At 40.2% G+C, this 19443-nt stretch carries 16 protein-coding genes; all 16 read left to right on the forward strand.

What is annotated here, in order from left to right; translation table 11 throughout:
* Positions 1-113: 113 nt before the first annotated feature.
* Complete coding sequence (locus tag SCACP_RS06000) at positions 114-2741, forward strand: glycosyltransferase (protein ID WP_425060456.1); 2628 nt, start codon at positions 114-116, stop codon at positions 2739-2741.
* 70 nt (positions 2742-2811) lie between these two features.
* Complete coding sequence (locus SCACP_RS06005) at positions 2812-4170, forward strand: glycosyltransferase (RefSeq protein ID WP_425060457.1); 1359 nt, start codon at positions 2812-2814, stop codon at positions 4168-4170.
* A gap of 37 nt (positions 4171-4207) precedes the next feature.
* On the forward strand, positions 4208-7309 hold the full coding sequence (locus tag SCACP_RS06010) for a methyltransferase domain-containing protein (RefSeq protein WP_425060458.1): 3102 nt from the start codon (positions 4208-4210) through the stop codon (positions 7307-7309).
* 78 nt (positions 7310-7387) lie between these two features.
* Positions 7388-7999, forward strand: a complete 612-nt coding sequence (locus SCACP_RS06015; protein ID WP_425060459.1) for a class I SAM-dependent methyltransferase — start codon at positions 7388-7390, stop codon at positions 7997-7999.
* A 68-nt stretch (positions 8000-8067) separates the two neighbouring features.
* The gene (locus SCACP_RS06020; RefSeq protein ID WP_425060460.1) at positions 8068-10368 is read left to right on the forward strand and encodes a glycosyltransferase; all 2301 of its coding nucleotides are present in this window, start codon (positions 8068-8070) and stop codon (positions 10366-10368) included.
* 94 nt (positions 10369-10462) lie between these two features.
* Entirely contained in the window at positions 10463-11482 is a 1020-nt protein-coding gene (locus SCACP_RS06025; protein ID WP_425060461.1) for a 3-oxoacyl-ACP synthase III family protein, read from the forward strand.
* A 28-nt stretch (positions 11483-11510) separates the two neighbouring features.
* On the forward strand, positions 11511-12422 hold the full coding sequence (locus SCACP_RS06030; protein WP_425060462.1) for a hypothetical protein: 912 nt from the start codon (positions 11511-11513) through the stop codon (positions 12420-12422).
* The gene (locus SCACP_RS06035) at positions 12403-12636 is read left to right on the forward strand and encodes an acyl carrier protein (RefSeq protein WP_425060463.1); all 234 of its coding nucleotides are present in this window, start codon (positions 12403-12405) and stop codon (positions 12634-12636) included. Before SCACP_RS06030 ends, SCACP_RS06035 begins: the two co-directional genes overlap by 20 nt.
* A 16-nt stretch (positions 12637-12652) precedes the next feature.
* Complete coding sequence (locus SCACP_RS06040; protein ID WP_425060464.1) at positions 12653-13330, forward strand: acetyltransferase; 678 nt, start codon at positions 12653-12655, stop codon at positions 13328-13330.
* 20 nt (positions 13331-13350) lie between these two features.
* Positions 13351-14322, forward strand: a complete 972-nt coding sequence (locus tag SCACP_RS06045) for a GNAT family N-acetyltransferase (protein ID WP_425060465.1) — start codon at positions 13351-13353, stop codon at positions 14320-14322.
* A 25-nt stretch (positions 14323-14347) separates the two neighbouring features.
* Positions 14348-14770, forward strand: coding sequence for a sugar 3,4-ketoisomerase (locus SCACP_RS06050; RefSeq protein ID WP_425060466.1), 423 nt, complete (start codon positions 14348-14350; stop codon positions 14768-14770).
* 11 nt (positions 14771-14781) lie between these two features.
* Positions 14782-15915: a DegT/DnrJ/EryC1/StrS family aminotransferase gene (locus tag SCACP_RS06055; RefSeq protein WP_425060467.1), complete on the forward strand. Its 1134-nt coding sequence runs from the start codon at positions 14782-14784 to the stop codon at positions 15913-15915.
* Positions 15916-15935: 20 nt separating this feature from the next.
* Positions 15936-16997, forward strand: coding sequence for a dTDP-glucose 4,6-dehydratase (gene rfbB, locus SCACP_RS06060; RefSeq protein ID WP_425060468.1), 1062 nt, complete (start codon positions 15936-15938; stop codon positions 16995-16997).
* Positions 16998-17008: 11 nt separating this feature from the next.
* A complete protein-coding gene (rfbA, locus tag SCACP_RS06065; RefSeq protein WP_425060469.1) occupies positions 17009-17893 on the forward strand; it encodes a glucose-1-phosphate thymidylyltransferase RfbA in 885 nt (294 codons plus the stop codon).
* Entirely contained in the window at positions 17890-18462 is a 573-nt protein-coding gene (rfbC, locus tag SCACP_RS06070; protein ID WP_425060470.1) for a dTDP-4-dehydrorhamnose 3,5-epimerase, read from the forward strand. The genes rfbA and rfbC overlap by 4 nt, the downstream gene beginning before the upstream one ends.
* Positions 18459-19307, forward strand: a complete 849-nt coding sequence (gene rfbD / locus SCACP_RS06075) for a dTDP-4-dehydrorhamnose reductase (protein WP_425060471.1) — start codon at positions 18459-18461, stop codon at positions 19305-19307. Before rfbC ends, rfbD begins: the two co-directional genes overlap by 4 nt.
* The last annotated feature ends 136 nt before the right edge of the window (positions 19308-19443 follow it).

The following is a 19443-nucleotide window of genomic DNA, read 5'->3' on the forward strand; positions in this document are numbered from 1 at the left end:
CTGTATCGAAAAGAATTATTTAATCATATAATGAAGCAATTAGATAAATCTGAAGTGATAATATAACGAGTAATTTGATTAGGAAGAAAATTGAAACAAAAGGAGGTAACAATGTGGAATGTAATGTAAAAGAAGATAAACAAAAAATGAAAAACAAACTACAAGACCTTATTGGTTTAGGGCATATTCAAAAAGCCAAAGACATTTTAATCCAATATAAAACTATATTTTCTGAGGACGAAGACGAATATGTATATTTGTCAGAAGGGCAAATAGCAATTTCAGAAAAGAGATTTGCAGAAGCGGAAAAGATATTGTGTCAAGCATTAGCTGTTAATTGCCGAAATCCTGAGATACTTTACAATATTGCTTATGTTTATTATCAAACAGGACGGTTACATCAAGCTGTTGTTAAGTATCAGCAGGCACTTACTTTATTATCAGATGATGATATGGTAAATCAAATCTCTCATATAATTAAAGAGATTCAGGGAATGCCTGAATATAAAACCATTCAACAAAATCTGACAAGTATTATTATTCTAACGTTTAACAAACTTGACTATACTAAGCTTTGTATTGAAAGCATCAGGCAATATACAGAATTAGATTCTTATGAAATCATCGTTATAGACAACCACTCAACTGATGGAACAGTTGAGTGGTTGTTATGTCAAGAAGATATAAGATTAATTTTGAATAGTGAAAATGTTGGGTTTCCGAAAGGATGCAATCAAGGTATTAAAGTGGCTAATGGAAATAGTATTCTTCTGCTAAATAACGATACTATTGTCACGCCTAATTGGCTGTCAAATCTTAAGAAATGTTTGTTAAGTTCAAGTGACATTGGTGCGGTTGGGGCAGTTACCAATTCGTGTTCTAATTTCCAAGGTATTCCTTGTGATTATTCCAGTCTTGAAGAAATGATACATTTTGCGCGACAATTAAATATTTCTAATCCAGAACTTTGGGAGAATAGAGCACGGCTTGTCGGTTATTGTATGTTAATCAAATCTGAACTAGTAAGTAAAATCGGTTTATTAGAAGAAAATTTCTCGCCAGGAAATTATGAAGATGATGATTATAGTTTGCGTATTAGAAAAGCTGGTTATCGCCTGGTATTGTGCAGGGATACCTTCATTCATCATTTTGGCAGTGTTTCCTTTTTAGAATCTGCTCAACTAAATATGCTTTTTCAAAACAATAGACAAAAATTTATAGAAAAATGGGGTATAGATCCACATAGTATTCCTTTGTCAGAACTAACGGAAGATGTGGCTTTAAAAAAATGGTTTACTTATCAATATGAATACAAGTATTACAAGCAACTCATGGAAACTGCGGGAATTAAATTTTTATCATTAATTCATCAAGCTGAATTTGCGTTGTTATCAGGAAACTGCGAAAAAGCTGCCTTGCTGGTGAAGCAAGCAGCCGATTTTGCTCACCATTGTCATCCTGGATTTTTTGCTTCACCTGATTTGGAGCTGATTCTTAGCAAGGTCGCAAAAAAAATTAATGATTCGGTAGCTATTCCCATTAATATACCCCCAAAAACCAGTGATCAGCGAAACATTTTGCATGTTTTAAGCCAGGGATACTCTTCCGGTGAGCATACCAGAACACTCGAACGATGGATAAATATGGATTCTCAATCAACCCACTCGATACTGGTTACTTTGAACAGCACTACCAACCCTCAATGGGTGGTGGATGCGGCCATTCATGCCGGTGGTTGGTACCACACTCTTGACACCACTAATCTTAATTTATGCCAAAGAGCCAGAGTACTTCGCGATGTAGCAGCTATGTGGGCTGATATAGTTGTTTTGCATATACACCCCCATGATCCAATTGCACCAATCGCTTTTGGTGTTCCGGGCGGTCCGCCGGTAATATTCTCAAATCATGCGGACCAGGCTTTTACTATAGGAATGAGTGCGGCTGATATAGTTGCCGAGAATAGGTCTACCGGGCAATTAATAACTTTGACCCGAAGAAATATTACTAAATCTTATAAATTACCGATTCCCTTGGGAACTATTCAGCATTTGCAAGATAAGAAAATAGCCAGAGCGGCTCTCGGCATAAATCAAGATAAGATCGTTTTATTGACTGTTGCTTTACCTCATAAACTGGTACCATGTGGTGAATATAACTTTTATACTTTGCTTAGGGAAATTATAAAAAGGCACCAAAATATTGAGATTTTAGTTGTAGGGCCCTCTGACGCGGGAGAATGGACACAACTTAAAAATGAAAGCAATGGGAGAATCCGGGCTTTTACTATGCAACAGGATCTGAATCTATTTTATAGTGCGGCTGATGTATATTTGGATTCGATACCATTTGGGTCATCTACTGCAGCACTTGAAGCAGGCGCTTTAGGTATTCCTGTTGTTGGCTTGGCTACGGAGATCGCCATGCATCTTAGCAGTGATATAGCGCCAGAGTTTATTAAAACGCATTTTTATCGCAGAGAAGAGCTTTTTGCCGCAATAGACAGATTGATAAGTGATGAAGTTTACCGTACTAATCAAGGGGAGTATTTAAAATCTGCTATAATTCAAAACCATTATCTGGGATGGACTAAACATTTGAATACGTTATACTCGCTTCTTCCTCCCAGTCATCAACCGGCAGAAATATCAGGCGTTAATAGACAGAATATCAATGACATCGATGTTATTTGGGCGTATATCGGGTATACGTCGGGATCAAACCGCTCACGTTTTGGTTAATATAGGACAAAATTTTAACTGTTGATTTACAACTGCGCATTATGACTCGGGTGGAGGAAGAAGGGATTTTATGAAAACAGATATCATTATTTTGACATATAATCAATTAGAATACACAAAAGAGTGTATTAAAAGCATCCGAAATTATACTGAGCCAGGGACATATGAAATTATCATAGTGGATAATCATTCTACTGACGGTACAATTGAATGGCTGAAGAAGCAGAGTGATTTAAAGGTAATCTATAATGAACAAAACCTTGGTTTTTCTAAAGGTTGCAATCAGGGCATTACAGTCGCTTCCGGGGACAATATTTTACTGCTAAGTAGTGATGTTGTTGTTACGCATTGCTGGTTGAACAACCTTACTCATTGCCTGTACAGCGATGAAAAAATCGGCGCAGTAGGGCCAATTACCAATATTTGCTCAAATTATCAAGACCGCTGGGTTGGGTGCACCAGTATGGAACAAGTTCATGAGTTTGCCGAAAAACATAACAAAACTCCTGATGCCTGGGAGGAAAGATTAAAACTGGTTGGATACTGCATGTTAATTAAGAAAGAAGTGGTCGATCGGGTTGGTTTGTTTGATGAAACCTTTACATCAGAAAGCTTTGAAGATGATGATTATTCGTTCCGCATAAGATTGGCAGGATATAAACTTATTCTATGCAAAGATACTTTTGTCTACAATTTTGGCCATCACTCGTTAAAAAATAGCGAGTCATTAAGAAATAATCGTGATAAGTTTATTGCCAAGTGGGGCTTTGATTCGGTATATTCAACAGCTTTCAGGCATGAAATCATTGCTTTAATCAATAAGCCGAAAGATCATGCCTTTGCAGTTTTGGACGTAGGTTGCGCCTGCGGCGGTACATTGCTGCAAATAAAAAACTTATATAACAATGCTGAAATCTTTGGCATAGAAATTAATGAAAACGCAGCGGTAATTGCCAAATTATTTGCGGACGTAATAGCCGCAGATATTGAGAAGACACCACTGCCTTATCCTAATGAATATTTTGATTATATTATTTTGGCCGATGTTCTCGAACACCTGCTAGATCCATGGAAAACATTGGAAAATTTAAAATCTTATTTAAAATCAGATGGAAAAATTTTAGCATCTATTCCCAATGTGATGCATTTTAACGTGCTGCGTAATTTGTTGCAGGGAAACTGGACTTATGAAGATGCCGGAATTTTAGACAGAACACATGTGAGGTTTTTTACATTAAATGAAATTGATAAAATGCTTAAAAGTGCTGGTTATGAGGCTTGTGAATATCTGCCGGTCTATTTTAATGCAACAGAGAACGATAAATATTTTATGCAAATAGTGGCCGCTGCTGCCGGTAATCCCCAGTTGGCAGAGCAATACAGGGCTTATCAGTATCGCGTGATAGCATCCAAAGCGGCTGGTCATTAATTCAAAAACAGTATGATTAGGCGGAAGAAGGTGCTTTATGAAAACCACTATTGTTATTTTAACTTATAATCAAGTGGAATACACAAAAAAGTGTATTGAAAGCATTCGAAATTATACTGAGCCAGGGACATATGAAATTATCATAGTGGACAATTGTTCTACCGATGGTACAATTAACTGGTTGTCGGGTCAGCATGATTTGCAGGTAATATATAATGAGCAAAATCTAGGTCTTCTTAAAGGCCGTAATCAAGGAATTGAAATTGCTTCCGGGGATACGGTTTTATTGCTCAATAATGATGTTATTGTTACGCACGGCTGGCTGAATAATCTTATGGATTGCCTGTACAGTAATGAAAAAATCGGCGCAGTGGGAGCGCTTACCAATAATTGTTCAAATTCTCAAGACCTTTGGGTTGCTTATAGAAATATGGAGGAGATGCAGGAGTTTGCCCAAAAACATAATCAATCCACCCCCAGGGTTTGGGAGGAGAAATTAAAGCTTGTTGGGTTCTGCTTATTAATTAGGAAGGAAGTAGTTGATCAGGTTGGTTTGTTTGATGAAGTATTTACACCAGGGGGTTTTGAAGATGATGATTATTCGTTCCGCATAAGATTGGCCGGTTATAAACTTATGCTTTGCAAAAATACTTTTGTCCATAATTTTGGCAGTCAACCGTTTAGAACTAACGAATCATTAAAAAATAACCGTGACCAATTTATTGCTAAATGGGGATTTGACCCGGTATATTCAACATCTGTCAGGTATGACTTAATTCATTTAATTGACAAACCCAAAGATTGCTCATTTACTGTTTTAGACATAGGTTGTGCTTGCGGCGGTACATTACTGCAAATAAAAAATCAGTATAACAACGCTGAAATATTTGGCATAGAACTTAATAAAAAAGCCGCTGTAAGCGCCCAATTATTTGCTGATGTTATAGACGCGGATATTGAAAAAACAACACTTCCTTATCCTGAGGAATATTTTGATTATATTATTTTTGGAGACGTTCTGGAACATCTCCAAAATCCCTGGCAAGTATTAGAGAATGTAAAACCTTATCTAAAAGCAGATGGATATCTTTTGACAGGCATTCCCAATGTGATGCATTTTAGTGTGCTGCGTAATTTGTTGCAGGGAAGCTGGACTTATGAAGATGCCGGCATTTTAGATAAAACTCATTTGCGATTTTTCACTTTGAATGAAATAGATAAAATGTTTAAAAACGCCGGTTATGTGGTGGAGGACTATAAGCCGGGCATCATTTACGAAAGCGAAAACGATAAGAAATTTATTCAGGAATTGGCGGCACTTGCCGGCAGGCCTCAACTGGCAGAGCAATATAGGGCTTATAATTACCGTATGAAGGCATATAAAGCGACAGGCGCAAACTCTTCCTGTCCCCATAAAACCAGATTTGTCACTATTTTTCCGGAAACAGAAAACGTCCATCTCATTAAAGACGTTGGCATGATTCCTTATACGTTATATAAAAATTTTGGTTATGATGCCTCAATCGTAACCTATGAAAATGGCACTTATCCGTATCTTGATGCAGAGGTCAAGGGATTGAAGCTGGAGTACTTAAGCCGCATCCATAATGAAGCTACACAAGATGTGGTTGAGTACTTAAGGAAGAATGGCCGCAATATTGATATTTTGCATGTGTTTCACTGGATAGCAAGGACATTAACATGGATCGATGTGTATAAAGAAGTAAATCCCAACGGCAGGGTGTACTTGAAATTAGATGCAAATGAATATATAAAAAATATTGATATTGCAAGTGTTGAGGGAACCCGGATTTTCCGGACACTAAAGAAATGTGATCTAATCAGTGTCGAGACACAACATTTATATAATTACCTTAATGATAGATGGCCGTTAAGAATCGAATATATACCGAACGGATTTTATGAAACACATGAGTACCAAGTGGAATACCGACAGAAAGAGAACGTCATACTGACAGTCGGAAGAATCGGTGAATTTGCCAAAGCCAATGAAGTATTATTAGAGGCATTCAAGCAGGCTCACACCCGTATGGCGAATTGGAAATTGAAACTGGTTGGGCCGGTCATGCCCGGATTTCAGGAAGTAATTGACAATTATTTTGACCGGAATCCCGAATTACGGGATAAAGTATTATTCACCGGCGAGATTATTGACCGGGAAACGCTGGAAGGTGAATACCGTAAAGCCAAGATATTCTGCCTAACGTCCAGGTGGGAGAGTTTTGGTATTGTATTGGCTGAGGCAGCTAAAAACGGGTGCTATTTGATTACCTCGAATGTAATTTCTGCCATGGATTTAACTGATAATGGACAGTATGGGTGTATATTTGCAATAGACAATGCTCACCAACTGGCCTTGTTATTAATTGCAGCCAGTCAGAATGAGGAGATGCTGAAGGCGAACTGTCAAGCTGTTCAAAAGTTCGCGCGGGAAAAATTTCATTGGGGAAGTATTTGTCAACGAATATATGATGGCTTGTCAAACCCAACGCCAAATGAAAATATAGAGATTGCGGAAATAAGAAATATAATTGACCCCACAGTAGACCAGGCTTTTGTTGATAGGCTTGACACATACCCGGTTGCGTTAAAAATGGCTTTCTGGGAGAACCATTGCGAATATTTAGCAGTAAGAGAATGCCGGGAATTAGAGGGTGTGTTATTAGACTTCGGGTGCGGTTCCGGGCATATGGATATATTATTGGCCAGAGAAGGCAGGACGGTTTGTGGTATTGATTTGAGTCCCAATGGCATTGCGATTGCAAACTACTTCCGCTCTAAGGAAAGTTTAGAGGTACAGAAAAGAGTGAGTTTTTTAGTGGCGGATATCACAAAACCAAGAACAGATAAGATGCGTTTTGATTGTGTTTGGGCTGCGGATGTATTCCAATATATTTCAGATCCTGAACAAATATTTAGGAGTTTACGGAATTGGGTTAAGGGAGGGGCCTGTATGCTGATTTCCGTTCACCCGCGTCATGCTTATTATGATCCAAGGCATGTACAGTTTTTCAACGATGCCGAAGAATTAAAAGTATTCTTGAATAAATATATTTCTGTCCTACGGGTAGACACCGATAATAAGCATAATGTGCTTCGGGCTTTATGTAAGTTTTGAAGTATTGATGGTTCCGTAACTAAAAAAGTGTTGCTAAGTAGTAATTCCTTTGCCGGATTATATAGTGAGGTGATTGACATGCACACCAGTTCTTATGTCAAAATGGAGAACTTTGTACAAAAATATTTAAACTGCTTTGCAGCTAAACCGCTTAAAATTTTAGACGTTGGCAGTCAAGACATAAACGGTTCCTATAAGGGGCTTTTTGCAGGTGAAGGGTGGCAGTATACAGGTTGTGATATGGTTGAAGGTAAAAATGTGGATATAGTTCTACATGACGTATATAACTGGTCTGAGTTTGAATCCGATAGCTTTGATGTTGTGGTTGCCGGGCAGGTTTTTGAGCATATTGAATACATGTGGCTGGCGATGCTGGAAATAGCAAGAGTGCTTAAAGAAGATGGAATATGTTGTGTGATAGCACCTTCAGCAGGAGTAGAACACAGGTATCCTGTTGATTGCTGGCGGTACTATCCGGATGGCTTTAAAGCGTTGGCAAAGTTTGCTTGTATGGAGACAATGGAAGCTTATACGGAGTGGGAAGATACGAGATACCCTGACAGAAGCGGTTTGTGGCATGATTCTGTGCTTATTGCCCGAAAACCAAAGTTTTCTCAAGAAGAAAGGAAGCTTTTCAACTGCAAAATCCAGATGGCAAGATTAACTGCGGACATCGAGCTTTCCAGGTAACTAGCAAAATTCGCTTTCTTCACATTATCGTCCGGGAGAAAAACTGGCAATCAGAAAGGGGCATTAATGTGGAAAACAACTTAGAAGAGGATAAACAAATTGAAGATATTAAGGGAACAGCTGAATATAGAGCTATTCAGCAAGATCTGACCAGTATTATTATCTTAACATACAATAAACTTGACTATAATAAGCTTTGTATTGAAAGCATCAGACAATATACCGAAGCAGATTCTTACGAAATAATTGTTGTAGACAACCACTCAACTGATGGAACAGTTGAGTGGTTGCTTTGTCAACAGGATATACGAGTAATTTTAAATGATAAAAATGTTGGATTTCCTGCAGGGTGTAATCAGGGCATTAAAGTGGCTAATGGAAATAGTATTCTCTTATTAAATAATGACACTATTGTAACGCCTAACTGGTTATCCAACTTAAAAAAGTGTTTGTTTAGTTCAGATGATATTGGGGCCGTCGGGCCCATTACTAATTGTTGTTCAAATTTCCAAAGTATCCCTTGTGAGTATTACAGTATTGAAGAAATGATATGCTTTGCCAGACAAGTCAATATTTCTAATCCGGAACTTTGGGAGAATCGAGTACGGCTTATTGGTTACTGCCTGCTAATCAAAGCTGAAGTCATAAGTAAGATCGGTTTATTAGAAGAAGCTTTTTCGCCGGGAAATTATGAAGATGACGATTACAGTTTGCGTATCAGAAATGCAGGTTATCGCTTGGTACTTTGCCGGGATACCTTTATTCATCATTTTGGCGGTACTTCTTTTGGGGAACAGGCGGTTCAATATAATAGTCTCTTAGAAACTAACAAACGAAAATTTATCGAAAAATGGGGTCTTGATCCTCACAGTATTATAACCTATGAGTTAACGCAAGATTTGGCCTTAAGAAACTGGATTACTTACCAATATGAATTACGTTATTATAAGCAATTGCTGGAAAATGCGAGAAATAAATTTCTTTTATTAATTGATCAGGCGGAATTTGCTCTGTTGTCAGGAGATTGTGAAAGGGCTGCGCATTTGGTCATGAGAGCCGCTGACGGTGCACACCATTCTCATCCTGGTTTTTTTGCTTCACCCAGGCTAGAGACAATTCTTCGCAAAATCGCGCTAAAACTAAATAACCTGGTAGCAATTCCCCTTACCAATATCCCCAAAAAAAATACCGATAAGAGAAATGTGTTACATGTTCTAAGTCAAGGGTATTCTTCTGGTGGTCATACTAGATTGCTTGAACGCTGGATAGCTATGGATTCAACAGCAATTCATTCCGTGATAGTTACGCTGAACAGCACTACCAATCCGCAATGGTTAATTGATGCGGCGATTCATTCTGGTGGTTGGTATAGCACCCTTGATGCCACGCAACTTGGTTTGTGTCAGCGAGCGAAAGTGCTGCGTGACATAGCAGCTGCGTGGGCGGATTTGGTTGTTTTTCATATCCATCCCCATGACCCGATTCCCCCCATAGCTTTTGGTATTGACGGCGGTCCGCCGGTAATATTTGTAAATCATGCAGATCATGCGTTTAGCATAGGAATGAATGCAGCCGATCTAGTTGCCGAGCATAGGGCTATCGGACAATTAATAACTCTGACCCGAAGAAACACTACTAAATCTTATATATTACCGATTTCTTTAAAAAGGCCGCAGCAATTGCAAGATAAACAAAAGTCTAAGAAGGTACTTGGCATAAGTGAGGAGCGGATAGTTTTATTAACCATTGCCACGCCTTATAAAGTGGTACCGTGCGGTAACTATAACTTTTTAAATTTGCTCAGAGAAATAATTAAAAGACATGAAAATATTGAGATTTTAGTTGTAGGACCTTCTGACGCCGGAGAATGGGCGCAGCTTAAGAGCGAAAGTAATGGACGTATACGGGTTTTTGGTATCCAGAATGATTTGAATCAATTCCACAGTGCGGCCGATGTATATCTGGATTCGATACCGTTAGGGTCGTATACGGCAGCGCTTGAAGCAGGAGCTTTAGGCATTCCCGTTATTGGATTGGCTGTCGATGTTGCCCCGCATCTGAGCATGGATATAGTGCCAGGTGTTATAAAAACGCATTTTGGCAGTATTGAAGAACTTTGCGCCGCTCTAGACAGATTAATTAGTAATGAATTGTATCGCATTAGCCAAGGCGATTGTTTAAAAGCTACCATACTTCAGAATCATTGTTTAGGCTGGGAGGAACATTTGAATACGTTATACTCACTTCTTCCTATCAATCATTCCCCGTCAAAAATATTGGACAGTAAGGAACAGACGACTGATAACATGGATGTTGTTTGGGCGTATTTTCAGCATAAGTGTGGATTTAGCCGTTCAAGTTTCGGGTGAGAGGCGAGTAACACTCAGGTGCCTCGTAATTTTGATGAGCAAATACCTCAATTTTTGCTTGACAAATGCATATTAATGATAGGGGGTAGATGAGATGAAGGCTGCGAGTATCCAATGTATCGCCTCGTATTTTCCCGCAACTGAACTGACCAACGAAATGTTAATTGAGCAAATGGGCGGAGACTGGAATCCGCAAGATATTTATGATAAAACCGGAATTTTAAGCCGCCGGATAGCTGGTGAGAATGAATGCTCTTCAGATTTAGGAATTAAGGCCGCCAATAAACTGTTTGAGACAGGGGGTATTTCTCATCAAGAAATAGATTTCTTGATTTTTTGCACCCAAAGTCCCGATTATTTCTTGCCGGCAACGGCATGCGTAATGCAAGAAAAATTAGGTTTAAGAACAAGTTGTGGAGCTTTAGATGTAAACCAGGGATGCTCCGGGTATATTTATGGTTTAGCTTTGGCTAAAGGGTTGATTGAATCTGGCATTGCGGGAAAAATACTGTTAATTACGGCAGAAACTTATACAAAGTTTATAAATCCACGTGACCGCAGTACGAGAACAATTTTTGGAGACGGGGCAGCGGCTACTTTAATAGTCTCGGTTGACGGCGACGAAGAAAAAATAGGTCCGTTTGTCCTGGGAACAGACGGGCGTGGTGCGGAAAACCTGATTGTACCTGCTGGAGGCATGAGAATGCCGAAAACAGTAGAAACCTTGGTTGAAAGGGCAGACGAAGGCGGAAATGTCCGTTCTCTTGCTAATTTATATATGAACGGCCCGGAAATTTTTAATTTTACCTTAAAAACAGTGCCTAAGACTGCAGCAGAATTACTTGTTAAATCGGGTAAGTCATTGGATGATGTTGACTATTTCATATTTCATCAGGCTAATAAATTCATGCTTGAACGTTTAAGAAGTAAAATAAAAATTCCTGAATCCAAGTTTTGGCTTGATTTAGAATATGGTAATACTGTCTCTTCTACTATCCCCGTAGCTTTGGAAAAAGCAAAAAAGCAAGGGACTATTCGTGCTGGTGATGAAGTAATGCTGGTGGGTTTCGGTGTAGGTTATTCTTGGGGCGCAACTTTAGTTAAAATGTGGTAACTAATACTTGCAAGGAGAAAAGTGGCTTATGCAGATAGTAAAACGAGGGTTAATTTTTTCTCCGGAAGGTAAGTTTTTGTGGGCGAAGCATTCTGCTTTACAGCCAACGCCAATTATGCTTCGGGACGGCGAAATAAGGGTATATATTGGCTTGCGGGATGAACTGGGAGTAAGCCGTGTCGGTTATGTAGACGTGTCTGCCGACAATCCGTCGGAAGTTTTACGTTATTCTCTAAAGCCGGTATTGGATATTGGAATGCCGGGAGCCTTCGACGATAATGGTGTAGTACCTGCTGCCATAGTGAATAGAGGAGATGCTTTGTTTTTATATTATGCCGGTTATCAACTTCTGCAAAAAGCTCGATTCTCCGTATTTGGGGGGTTAGCTATCAGCCATGATGGTGGTGAAACTTTTCAGAGATATCAGCAAACGCCGATACTAGAACGGACCGAAGAAGCTACCTTGTTTCGTGTTATTCATTCCATTATTTATGATGAGGGTGTTTGGAAAGTTTGGTATGGAGCAGGTAGCCATTTTGTACAAGGTAAATTTAAATCTTTGCCTGTTTATAATATTCGCTATTTAGAATCTCCCGATGGTTTATCTTTTCCGTCCAGAGGTGAGGTTTGTATTGCTACAACTGGAAATGAACATCGAGTGGGTAGACCATATGTCTTTAAAGAAAATGGTTTATACAAGATGTTTTTCGGATCTGGGACAGAAAAGGTGGCTTATCGGCTAGACTACGCGGAATCATATGATGGGGTAGCTTGGAAAAGAAAATCCGAAGAAGTTAATATGCCATATTTGCCTCAAGATTTTGACAGCCAGATGAGCTGCTATCCGGCCATTATAAAATATCAAGAAAAAGTATATATGTTCTATAATGGTAACAATTATGGAGAAAGCGGGTTTGGTTATGCGGAGTTGCGATATTGAATTTATAAAAGAGCTGGTAAATATACTTGAAATGAATAACAGTGAATTGAGTGAAACCATAGTATTGAGAAATGGAAATTGGGATTCATTAGCAGTTCTATCTACAATAAGTTTAATTGATGAATTGTATAACGTTACTGTACCAGGTAAACAGTTAATGGAATGCAGCACGATTGGAGATATAATTACGCTTATTCAAAAAGCTCAGCAATAGAGGAGTAAGTGAGTTCATGAATAAGACGCAGAAGTTAGTCATCATTGGGGCCGGTGAAACTGCCGAGATGGCTTACGAGTATTTTAGTTATGATTCAGATTATGAAGTATGTGCTTTTAGTGTTGAAAAGGAATTCATGTCAGAAACAAGTCTAGGCGGGATACCTATCATTCCATTTGAGGATTTGGAATTATATTACAGACCTGACCAATTTGAGACGTTCGTAGCCTTAGGCTATGGAAAATTGAATCGCTCCAGGTCAAGGTTGTACACAGCCTGCAAGGAGAAGGGGTATACTCTGGCTAAGTATATTAGTTCGAAGGCATTTGTTTGGCGAAATGTTACTATCGGCGATAATTGTTTCATATTAGAAAATAATGTACTTCAATATCAGGTTAGGATTGGCAACAATGTAGTTCTTTGGAGTGGCAATCATATCGGGCATCGATCGGTTATTGGCAATAATTGCTTCTTGTCGTCGCATGTAATTATTTCTGGATACTGTTCTGTCGGTGATAACTGTTTTTTTGGTGTGAATAGTTGTGTTGGCGATAATGTTAAAATTGCCGAAGATTGCGTGGTTGGCGCCGGCGCAGTTATTTTGAATGATACTGAATTAGGAAAAATATACCAGGGTAACCCGGCTATACCGGCAAGGGTTAATAGTTATAGGGTATTTAATGTTCGAAGCTAATGGGGATAGTGTGAAAGAGTATGGATAATTTAGGTTTGTGTATGCAGGATTATTATAATATTAGTGTCAGACGATACTTTCAAGAAGATAGGAAGATATGGGATGACTTCATAATTAATGCGAAAAATGGCCACTTTTTTTTTCAACGTGGATATATGGAGTATCATTCTGATAGATTTACCGACTACTCGCTTATGTTCTATTATGGCAAAGAACTAATAGGTGTTTTACCTGCTAACAGGGCAGGTAATGTTGTTTATAGTCACCAGGGCTTAACTTACGGGGGACTGATAACTAGCCGTAGCACATCAGGTTTATTAGTACTTAACGCATTTTCTTCATTACTACATTACTTAAAAAAAGATGGTGTGGAAAAAATTTTCTACAAAATTATGCCATATATATTCTTTGATATACCCGCGGAAGAAGACCGGTGGGTTTTGCACAGTTTCGGCGCCCAATTAGTAAGCAGAGAACTCTCATCCGTCCTATATCTGACTGAAAAGGTTAATTATTCTAAACTCAAGAAGCGTAATATTGCTAAGGCGCAGCGCCATAGTTTGGACATTTGTCAGAGTACAAATTACGATGATTATATGGCGTTATTGAAAAAAGTGTTGGCAACAAGGCATGATGTTGAGCCGGTACACACTGCGGACCAAATACGATTGCTGGCCGAAAGGTTCCCTGAAAATATAAAATTGCACTTATGTTATCGTGACAATACCTTACTTGCCGGTACGATTGCGTTTATTAATCGCCATGTAGTTCACACACAATATCTTGCCAATTCAGATGAAGGAAGGAATTGCGGTGCCCTTGATTACTTGCTGAATTACCTAATCAGTAATGTATATGCGGATAAGAAGTATTTCAGTTTTGGGATTTCGACCGAAAATGGCGGTCAAATTCTTAATTCTGGTCTTTTGCAAAGTAAAGAGGGATTTGGGGCTCGTGGTTTGGTCCACGATTTGTATATATTAGAACTCTAGCGGTTCCAGTACTGGGGGAAGAAGTGTGGGGTTGGAGAGGTGTAGAGCTATTGACTTACCCATAGTGCATGACCCTCGAGGTAACCTAACATTTATTGAGAGTAATCGGCATGTTCCTTTTGATATAAAACGGGTTTACTACCTGTATGATGTTCCTGGTGGAGCAGAACGCGGCGGGCATGCGCATAAGAACCTCGAACAACTGTTAATCGCCATGTCAGGTAGTTTTGACGTGATATTAGATGATGGTTTGGCAAAGCAAACATTCAGTTTGAACCGCAGTTACCGCGGTTTGTATATAGAACGGCTTGTATGGCGCGAGATCGTTAATTTTTCATCAGGAGCCGTTTGTATGGTTTTGGCTTCTGATTTTTACGATGAGACAGATTATTACCGGGACTATGATGAGTTTATCAAGGCTGTTCGTGGTACAGTTCCCGTTGGATAAAGGGGGATATAATGCACGTTCCGTTTTTAAACTTAAAGGCCGCCTACCATGAAATCAAGTCAGAATTTGATGCCGCCTACCGGCGGGTTATGGAGTCTGGATGGTATATACTGGGGGAAGAACTTAGTGCCTTTGAAGAAGAGTTTGCGCGATATTGTGGTGTAAAACATTGTGTTGGTGTGGGCAATGGTTTGGAAGCATTACATCTGGTATTAAGGGCATGGGGTATTGGCGCAGGTGATGAAGTCATTGTTCCAGCCAACACCTATATAGCCACCTGGCTAGCCGTCACTTATGCCGGAGCTCGTCCTGTTCCGGTAGAGCCGGACGAAAAGACGTATAATCTTGATCCTGAAAAAGTGGAAGCGGCAATTAATAATAAGACTAAGGCAATCATCGCCGTTCACCTTTACGGACAGCCGGCCGACATGGATGCAATTGTTAATGTAGCCAAACATTACAACTTAAAAGTATTGGAAGATGCCGCTCAAGCCCAGGGGGCGGTTTATAAAGGCCGATATACCGGCAGCCTGGGTGATGCCGCCGGTTTTAGTTTCTATCCTGGCAAAAATCTTGGTGCTTACGGTGATGCAGGTGCCGTGACAACTAATGATCCTATGCTGGCAGAGAAGGTACGGTGTCTTAGAAATTATGGCTCCAAAGTCAAATATATTAATGAGTACCAAGGCTGCAATTCCCGCTTAGATGAGCTTCAGGCCGCTTTTTTACGAGTAAAATTAACGCACTTGGATGAATGGAATAGGCGGAGAAGGAGCTTAGCTGAAGTATATTTGCACAATTTACAAGATCAAGATCTGGATTTACCCTATATCCCCAGTTGGGCAGAACCTGTTTGGCATTTGTTTGTTGTCAGAAGCAGAAGCAGAAATGAGCTGCAGAAATCTCTAAAAAACAATAATATTGATACCCTGATCCACTATCCGATACCTCCACATTTATCAGGTGCGTACACTGCACTGGGGTTCAAAACAGGGGATTTTCCCATAACAGAACAATTAGCTAACGAAGTTTTGAGTTTACCGATGGGACCACATCAAGATGTTGATATGACTCATTTTGTAATTCACGCAATTAGTGATTATGCCAAGGGTGGTTCTACCATTGGGTTACATCAATTAAGCTGAATTAACTCGGGGTGATTTGGTTGCAGACACTGTTAGTTACAGGCGGAGCCGGCTTTATCGGCAGCAATTTCGTTCATTATGTTATAGAAAATACTAATTATAGAATTATCAATCTCGATAAGCTAACCTATGCAGGAAATCTACATTCTTTACAAGCTGTCATCTATCATCCCCGCCATATTTTTATGAAAGGATCAATTCAGGACCGGACATTAGTGAAACAAATTCTTGACCAGTATCAGCCGGACGGAGTTGTCCACCTGGCAGCTGAATCCCATGTAGACCGGTCAATTGACGGGCCAGGGGAATTTATCCAAACCAACATTGTTGGAACTTTTGATCTGCTTGAGTGTATTCGTGATTATTGGTCGCAGCAAGACCCTGTCCGGAAAGCGGCTTTTCGCTTTCTTCATGTATCTACCGATGAGGTTTACGGCTCGTTAGGGACTGAAGGCTACTTTACTGAAGAAACAAGGTATGCGCCTAATTCGCCGTATTCTGCCTCTAAAGCTGCATCAGACCACTTGGTGCGGGCTTATTTCCAAACTTACGGTCTACCGGTGCTAATTACAAACTGTTCCAATAATTACGGACCGTATCAGTTCCCCGAAAAGCTTATTCCTTTAATGATACTTACTGCGCTTGAAGGTAAACTATTGCCTGTATATGGTGACGGCAGTAACATCCGGGATTGGCTATTTGTGCTGGATCACTGCAGCGCCATTTTAAAAGTTCTCACACAAGGCCGGCCCGGAGAAACCTATAATGTCGGTGGCAATAGCGAGAAGACTAATTTGCAGGTAGTTCAAGGTATTTGTGATTTACTTGATAAAATGCATCCTCGTCAGAATGGTGGCAGTTACCGACAACTCATTACTTTTGTGCAAGATCGCCCCGGTCATGACCGCCGCTATGCTATTGATGCTTCTAAATTAAAAAATGAGCTCGGCTGGATTCCGCAAGAATGTTTTGAGACCGGGCTAATCAAGACGGTCAAATGGTATTTGACCAATCCGGATTGGTGCGAAGCTGTCAGGACAGGTAGTTATCGTGGCGGGCGGTTAGGGCTTATTAACGGCTAGGAGTGTGGAGTATGGTTAAAAAAGGCATAATCTTAGCCGGCGGATCAGGTACGCGGCTGTATCCGCTGACCAAAGTAGTAAGCAAGCAGCTTATGCCTATATATGACAAGCCGATGATATACTATCCACTTACTACTTTGATGCTGGCAGGAATATCAGATATTTTGGTTATTTCAACACCGCAGGACCTGCCTTTATATCAGGAACTTCTCAAAGATGGAGCTCAATGGGGATTAAATATCTGCTATGCGGCTCAACCACGCCCGGAAGGGATTGCCCAGGCATTCATTATTGGACAGAATTTTATTGGCAGTGAAGGCTGTGCTTTAATTTTAGGGGATAACATCTATTATGGTGATGGCTTGGCGACCAAACTCCGGTATGCTGCTGCTAAAGATGAGGGGGCTACTGTCTTTGGTTATTGGGTGAGCAACCCGGAACAATACGGTGTAGTTGAGTTTAACGCAGCTGGAGACGCTATCGGTATCGAAGAGAAACCTACCCGCCCTAAGTCTAATTTTGCGGTAACCGGATTGTACTTTTATGATCATCAGGTAGTTAATATGGCCAAAGGTCTTAAGCCAAGTGCCAGGGGAGAACTTGAGATTACCGATATAAATAAGCTATATCTTATTAAAGGCCAGCTTAATGTTGAACGGCTGGGGCGAGGTTATGCCTGGCTGGATACGGGAACGCACAGTTCACTTTTGCAAGCAGCTAACTTTATTGAAACGATTGAACAAAGACAAGGTTTAAAAATCGCCTGTCCGGAAGAGGTTGCCTTCCGCATGGGATATATTTCTGCTCAGCAAATAATAAAAATTGCTGAGTCGTATAGAAATAATGCTTATGGTAAGTATTTATTAAATCTAGTACAGGAGGAGGCAGTTCCATGAGGTGTTATGAAACGGCCTTACCTGATGTAAAAGTTATTGAACCAAAACTTTTTGCTGATAGCCGGGGATTTTTTATGGAGATATGGAACGCTTCCCGCTATTCGGAAATAGGTATCACGGCAAATTTTGTTCAAGATAATTTATCTTTTTCCACCAAAGGGATTTTGCGGGGGCTTCATTATCAACAGCCATATCCTCAGGGAAAGTTGGTGTATGTCCTGCAGGGCGAAGTGTTTGATGTAGCAGTGGATGTACGCTATGGGTCACCTACTTTGGGGCAGTGGGTAGGGGTGACTTTATCGGCGCAAAATAAGCGACAGCTTTATATTCCGGAAGGATTTGCCCACGGCTTTTGCGTACTGAGTGAGACAGCCTTATTTGCGTATAAATGTACTGAGTTCTATTCACCGCATACTGAACATGGAATATGCTGGAATGATCCGGATTTGGGCATCCTGTGGCCAATCGATCAACCTACGTTATCGGAAAAAGACAAACTATATCCGAGGCTTAAAGATATACCGTGGGAACGTTTAGCTAAATTTGAAGATGAATTGGGTGAACTATGAAGATTATCGTTACCGGAGGAACCGGACAACTCGGGCGAGCTTTCGCCGCGCTGCGTGATGGGTATGACGATCAAATCTTTTGTTTAAGTTCGCGTGAACTGGATGTTACTAACCCGTACCAGGTTAACAGCCTCTTTAATCAGCTTCAGCCGGATGCTGTTATTCATGCCGGGGCTTATACCGCTGTTGACAAGGCAGAGACAAACGCCGATGAAGCATTTCGGGTCAATGTGGTTGGCACTCGCAACATTGCTGCAGCTTGTTTAAGCCATGACAGCAAATTGGTGTATATTAGCACCGATTATGTTTTTGACGGAAAGCATGGTCGGCCATACACTGAATTTGATCAGCCTAATCCGTTAAATGTTTACGGCAAAAGCAAGTTAGAAGGCGAAAAAATAGCCGCCAGGATTTGTCACCAACTATTTATTGTTAGAACTTCCTGGCTATATGGCGAGGGACATAATTTTGTTCGTACTATTTTGAAGATGGCTCGGGAACGGGATTTTCTTACCATTGTTAATGACCAGACAGGTACTCCCACCTATTCCATTGATTTGGCCCGGGCCATTATGTCACTTGTTGATACTTGCGAGTTTGGCACTTATCACATGTCAAACAAGGGTCAGTGTACGTGGTATGAATTTGCCAAAGAAATTTTGCGGCTTGCCGGTCTGGATGCAGAAGTAAAGCCAATAACTACGGCGGAGTTTGCTCTGATTGCGTCACGGCCGCGGTATTCAGTGTTGCGCAATTATATGCTGGAACTGACCGGCGGCGATTGTTTCCGCTCTTGGCAGGAGGCGCTGGCCGATTATATAACGACAATTAATAAAAAAATATAGTGGAGAGTTGGTTAAGGTATTTGGCTACTATAGTAAGCATCAATAACCGAAGCAAATTCCCGGGTTAGGCAATTTAGAATTTACAGGAAGCTAGAAAATAGTATATAATACAAGTGTTAACCATTACTTATAGCGA

This window comes from Sporomusaceae bacterium ACPt, assembly GCA_041428575.1.
GTDB lineage: Bacteria > Bacillota > Negativicutes > Sporomusales > Sporomusaceae > Sporomusa_D > Sporomusa_D carbonis.

Excerpts from the sequence above, each read along its gene's own strand:
- SCACP_RS06010 (WP_425060458.1), top strand. The coding sequence starts at position 4,208 with ATGAAAACCACTATTGTTATTTTAACTTATAATCAAGTGGAATACACA.
- rfbA (WP_425060469.1), top strand. The coding sequence starts at position 17,009 with ATGGTTAAAAAAGGCATAATCTTAGCCGGCGGATCAGGTACGCGGCTG.
- SCACP_RS06035 (WP_425060463.1), top strand. The coding sequence starts at position 12,403 with ATGCGGAGTTGCGATATTGAATTTATAAAAGAGCTGGTAAATATACTT.
- SCACP_RS06025 (WP_425060461.1), top strand. The coding sequence starts at position 10,463 with ATGAAGGCTGCGAGTATCCAATGTATCGCCTCGTATTTTCCCGCAACT.
- SCACP_RS06045 (WP_425060465.1), top strand. The coding sequence starts at position 13,351 with ATGGATAATTTAGGTTTGTGTATGCAGGATTATTATAATATTAGTGTC.
- SCACP_RS06015 (WP_425060459.1), top strand. The coding sequence starts at position 7,388 with ATGCACACCAGTTCTTATGTCAAAATGGAGAACTTTGTACAAAAATAT.
- rfbD (WP_425060471.1), top strand. The coding sequence starts at position 18,459 with ATGAAGATTATCGTTACCGGAGGAACCGGACAACTCGGGCGAGCTTTC.
- SCACP_RS06030 (WP_425060462.1), top strand. The coding sequence starts at position 11,511 with ATGCAGATAGTAAAACGAGGGTTAATTTTTTCTCCGGAAGGTAAGTTT.
- rfbC (WP_425060470.1), top strand. The coding sequence starts at position 17,890 with ATGAGGTGTTATGAAACGGCCTTACCTGATGTAAAAGTTATTGAACCA.
- SCACP_RS06005 (WP_425060457.1), top strand. The coding sequence starts at position 2,812 with ATGAAAACAGATATCATTATTTTGACATATAATCAATTAGAATACACA.
- SCACP_RS06055 (WP_425060467.1), top strand. The coding sequence starts at position 14,782 with ATGCACGTTCCGTTTTTAAACTTAAAGGCCGCCTACCATGAAATCAAG.
- SCACP_RS06040 (WP_425060464.1), top strand. The coding sequence starts at position 12,653 with ATGAATAAGACGCAGAAGTTAGTCATCATTGGGGCCGGTGAAACTGCC.